At 54.6% G+C, this 5,164-nt stretch carries 2 protein-coding genes and 2 pseudogenes; all 4 read right to left on the bottom strand.

From position 1 onward, the window contains the following. Nucleotides 1-258 (bottom strand): annotated as a pseudogene (locus OGY18_RS05160) (IS6 family transposase); the annotation flags it as partial. 291 nt (nucleotides 259-549) lie between these two features. Beyond that, the gene (locus OGY18_RS05155; RefSeq protein ID WP_158236758.1) at nucleotides 550-2,463 is read right to left on the bottom strand and encodes a CHASE domain-containing protein; all 1,914 of its coding nucleotides are present in this window, start codon (nucleotides 2,461-2,463) and stop codon (nucleotides 550-552) included. 95 nt (nucleotides 2,464-2,558) lie between these two features. Continuing rightward, nucleotides 2,559-3,555 (bottom strand): annotated as a pseudogene (locus OGY18_RS05150) (IS3 family transposase); the annotation flags it as partial. Between the two features lie 292 nt (nucleotides 3,556-3,847). Further along, nucleotides 3,848-4,870: an IS110 family RNA-guided transposase gene (locus OGY18_RS05145; protein ID WP_001567660.1), complete on the bottom strand. Its 1,023-nt coding sequence runs from the start codon at nucleotides 4,868-4,870 to the stop codon at nucleotides 3,848-3,850. Nucleotides 4,871-5,164: the final 294 nt, after the last annotated feature.

Here is a 5,164-nt window from a genome sequence, read left to right as displayed (position 1 = left end):
GCCATTGACCTTCACGTAGGTTTCATCCATGTGCCACGGGCAAAGATCGGAAGGGTTACGCCAGTACCAGCGCAGCCGTTATTCCATTTCAGGCGCATAACGCTGAACCCAGCGGTAAATCGTGGAGTGATCGACATTCACTCCGCGTTCAGCCAGCATCTCCTGCAGCTCACGGTAACTGATGCCGTATTTGCAGTACCAGCGTACGGCCCACAGAATGATGTCACGCTGAAAATGCCGGCCTTTGAATGGGTTCATGTGCAGCTCCATCAGCAAAAGGGGATGATAAGTTTATCACCACCGACTATTTGCAACAGTGCCCAGGAAACGCACTTAAGCCAAGTCGGCTTAGCGTACGATTCTTCCCGAATTCTGCGGCTTCCCTTTCCAGCCCTTGGCGGTCATCTGTGGGGCCAGTTGCTCGAAGCAATCGGCGGTCAATGCCTGATCGGTCGTGATGGACCAACTTCATGCGTGGACGCTGTCGCCGGCAACACAAGATCTGGAGTTGTCGATCAGGGTGCGTTTAAACGCTACGGGAACGCAGAGCTACACCGAGCCGCTATCCTGATGCACCAAGGCTCCATTCTTGGAGCCTTTCTTGACCTGATACATCGCCTGATCGGCATGCTCGCAGAGCACCTCGATGGTCGTTCCATGCTGAGGGTAGAGCGCGATACCGACACTAATGGAAATTCGTGCTTCGCCACCCGCAGGCAAGGGGATTGGTCGGCGGACCTCCGAGATGAACAGGCTGGCCTTTTTGAGCGCCTCCTGTTCGTCGCTGACGTGTTGCAGCAAGGCCACGTACTCATCGCCTCCCACCCTGGCGAGCGTGTCGGAGGCACGGATGCAACGCAGGAGACGGCGGGCCACGGTCTTTAGCACTACATCCCCCGCTTCGTGGCCATGGGTGTCGTTGACCGACTTGAACCCATCCAGATCCATGAACAGCACAGCCAGATGCGTGTTCTCGCGCTCTGCCAATGCAAGCGCCTGCTGTATGCGGTCACCGAGTAAGACCCGGTTGGGTAGATCGGTCAATACGTCATGATGCGCTCGATGGTGATAGGTATCCAGCTCCTGTCTGGACCGGCTGATGTCCTGATGGGTACCGTACATGATGAGAGGCTTGCCATCCCGATCCCATTTCCCCACCTTCCCGCGGTCCAGCACCCAGATCCAGTGCCCATCCTTGTGGCGCATCCTGGCCTCACACTCGTAGAACGGTAACTCCCCCGCCAAGTGCTGCTTGAGCAGCTGTTCTGACTTTTGCAGATCTTCCGGATGCGTGAGCTTTGCCCAGGTGACGATGGAGATCGACTCAAGCTCTTGGAGCTTGTATCCAACGATCCTCGCCCATTCCTCATTGAAGACGGTTTCACCGCTCTGGACATTCCACTCCCAGGTGCCGACCCGGGTGCCTTCAAGAATGGCACTCAATCGAGACCTCTCCATAGACAGGTCTTCTGTCATCGCGCGGGCCGCCGCTTCTGCCCGGGACCGACCCGACACCAGCAAAAACATCAGCCCAGCCAGCATGGCACTGAGCAAGACACCGGTTACCGCGATCACGATCGGTAGCCCTCTGTCCACCCGTTGCAGAAGGCTCGTGCTGCCATGCACGCGAACGGTCCAGGTTTGTCCCATCATGCGCAGCCGATGCACCGATTCAAACCTTGGACGGATATCGGTACGCCCTGAACTGCCAAAGTGAGTTCGTGTCGCTTCAACCATCTCTTCGCCGTCGAAGATGTCGATGATCAGGTCACGCTCCTGCTCTCCGAGGAGACCCTGCAGGAAGTCTGTCATGCGAAACGGTGCATAGACCCAGCCGCGCAGTTGTTCCCGGCGCTCTGCTACGGTTGCCGCTGGCTGGTCAGTAGCGTAGATCGCCTGGTAGATCAGGAACCCCGACTGCTCCTGAACCCCCGTTTCCTGCTGGAGACGCACACGCCCCGAAAGCGCGATGGCACCCGTATCTACCGAGCGCTGCATGGCCTCGCGCCGCACGGGTTCTGAATACATGTCGAAGCCGAAGGCACGCAGGTTGCGTCCCGAAAACGGCTCCAGATACACGATCGAGGAATACAGGTCTCGTTGGCCTGCTGGTTGCACCGTGTAAGAGGGAAAGCCTTCGGCGCGGACCTGATCGATGTGGGTTTGCAGATCGGCAGGCCGGATGGCCCTGGCGAAGCCCACGCCTTGGATGCCAGGCAGGTACTGGTCCAGAGCCTGGCGATCGGAATACCTTCGGAAATCTTCACGTCCGACATCATCATGCACATCAAAGAACCCGGCCGTGCCCCGCAGGACCTGCTGGTAGGTGGCCATGCGGTTCTCGATGCGCTCAGCAGCCTCCCGGGCGCGGAAGTCGAAGTAGACCTGTTGTCGTTGATCGACGGACTCGACGATGAGTTGGTAAAGCACTACGGTGGAGCACAGGCCGATCAAAAAAACCACAAGAGGGATTAGCCTCGGCGACAGTCGGCTTGGTTTGCCAGAGGGGATCATTCGCTATGCTGTCTTGTTGATTTCCCAAAGCTTAAACTTAAAATCTACTGGATTTGACCCCATAGGTCCAGACACTTTTTCCCGCTTAGGATTGTGATACCCGACTGCGCAGAAATTCCCGGGGTGAACGGTATCCCAAGGCGCTGTGCGGGTGGTGCTCGTTATAATGCTCAAACGCGATAGCCAAATTGCCTACCGCTGTTCGGCTATCCGGTTTTGGCATCATCTCGATATAGTCTCGCTTCATCGTCTTCACGAAGCTCTCCGCTATACCGTTACTCTGTGGGCTTCTCACCGCAGTAGTTCTGGGCTCCAACCCGATTTCTCGTGCAAACGCGCGGGTCTCATGGGCTCGATACGCCGAGCCATTATCAGTCAGCCACTCCACCGGTGATGTCGGCAACGAATCCCCAAAGCGACGTTCGACAGACCTCAGCATGACATCTTGCACAGTGTCACTGTCGTAACCCCCAGTACTGGCCGCCCAGTCCAACGCTTCCCTATCGCAGCAATCCATGGCAAACGTGACACGTAGTTTTTCACCGTTATCACAGCGAAACTCGAAGCCATCTGAGCACCACCGTCGATTGCTCTCCTTGACGGCAACACGCCCCTTATGTGCCTGCTGGGCCAATGGTGCAGCTGGTTTTCTTTCCAGCAGCAAGCCATGCTCGCGCATGACGCGATATACCCGCTTAGCGTTTGCCACAGGTTGTTCTGTTGCCTCAGACTGACGCCGTAACAGCGCCCAGACCCGGCGATAGCCATAGGAGGGAAGCTCTGCCATCGCCTCCATGATACGGCCAAGTAAGGCTGCATCATCACGCTGGCGATGATGACGACCATCTTGCCAACCCGGTTTTCGATGAACACGAACGGATAGCTGCGCACGCGATACATTAAGAGCCTGGCTCACAGCACTTAATCGTCGTCCCCCGGCAACAAGGGCGCATGCGCAATCCATTTTTTTGCTCGACCATACTCCACGGCTTCTTTGAGGATCTCGTTCTCCATGGTCTTCTTCCCGAGCAGACGTTGTAGGGGTCAGTTTGGAGATCGGAAATTTTTGTACTATAAGGGCTTCCCCGGCATGTCAACGCCGGTGTTTACGGTTTCTGTCTGCACTATAGTAAAAAAATAAAGGGGAGAGACTGCGGTACTATAAACGGTCATGATGAATCGTCATCGATTCGGACCCTGATGAAAGACGCTCGTGAGGCTCTAGTTCGTTAGTCGGGTACACTTGCCCTGTACAATAAGCAGATATACCTCACGGGGTCTAACCCTTTATCATCAACGAGTTGCAGAACAGATGGTCATACAGCTTTGTACTTTAGCTAGCTGAGTACAACCTGAAATCATCACCGTAATGCAATGATGCCCAGCACAGTCTTGCATTTTTGGCAGCGATGGCAACAACAGCGCGCCAGTATCCTCTGCGTTCGACCAGTGAGCAGACCCAACGACTGAATAAATCAGTCCTTTTCTCCGCCCCGATCAGTACCGAGCGGGCACCCTGAACCAGAAGTGTTCTCAGATACGAATCGCCAGCTTTCGTTATCCTGCCAAGCTTCGACTTTCCGCCGCTGCTGTACTGCGATGGTGTCAGTCCCAGCCAGGCTGCCAGCTGGCGCCCATTCTTAAAATCATGTGCATTACCGATACTGGCGACCAGCGCACAGGCCGTTGTGGGGCCAACGCCCTTCAATTCCATCAGCCGCTGACTGCGATGATCTGTTTTGGCCATGCGGGACAAAATTCGGTCATATTCAGCGATGTTATCTTCAATGCGAGCAACGTGCTCCAGCAAATCATCAACACATTGCTGAACCTGAAGTGGTAAAGAATTCTTCTGCTCAAAAACTATGTGGCGCAGGGCATCTGTACTTTGTGGGGCGATAACGCCGAATTCAGATATCAACCCCCGGAGACGATTATATGTTGCTGTTTTCTCTTCGATAAAACCCTGTCGGGTACGATGCAGACACTGCATTGCCTGCTGGCTCTCATCCTTAACCGGCACAAACCGCATATGTGGGCGACGAACCGCCTCGCAGATAGCCTGAGCATCAGCTGCATCATTTTTCCCTGATTTACCAGCCATGCGGTAAGGCGATACAAATTTAGCGGCCATCAGACGCGGCTCATGACCATACTGCCGAAACAGTCTTGCCCAGTAATGAGCCCCGGAGCACGCCTCCATCCCGATAACACAGGGCGGCAAACCAGCAATCAGCCCGGGAAGAGCTGCGCGGGTTACTCTGGATTTAACCAGAACGGTTTTGCCATTCTGGTCAACGCAATGAACAGCGAACACATTTTTAGCAAGATCGATACCGACAGTAGTAATGGTCATAACGAATCCCTCCGGGGTTGTGTTTACCCCATGATTGCACAAGAGTTAATCAGGCGCATAATCAGGGGAAGTCCCTTCCATTCGTTAAGCGCATTATTTAACCAATCTTGGTTCGTAAGGGGTTGATTTTGCGTCAGTGGCTATCGCTTTTAAGTTGTCGCTCTTGCAGTATCGCATTTAGGTTATCCGATTAAGGTCAAACCTCTGAAAATGCGGTAATGGTGCCAACTTACTGATTTAGTGTACGATGGTGTTTTTGAGGTGCTCCCGTGGCTTCCATCTCCATCAGTTGTC

The organism is Citrobacter sp. Cpo142, assembly GCF_030332425.1.
GTDB lineage: Bacteria > Pseudomonadota > Gammaproteobacteria > Enterobacterales > Enterobacteriaceae > Citrobacter > Citrobacter portucalensis.
This window is presented reverse-complemented; position numbering and strand designations above follow the sequence as displayed.

What these genes read in the sequence shown, in the direction of transcription:
- OGY18_RS05145 (WP_001567660.1), bottom strand. Translation starts at nt 4,870, where the DNA reads ATGACCATTACTACTGTCGGTATCGATCTTGCTAAAAATGTGTTCGCT.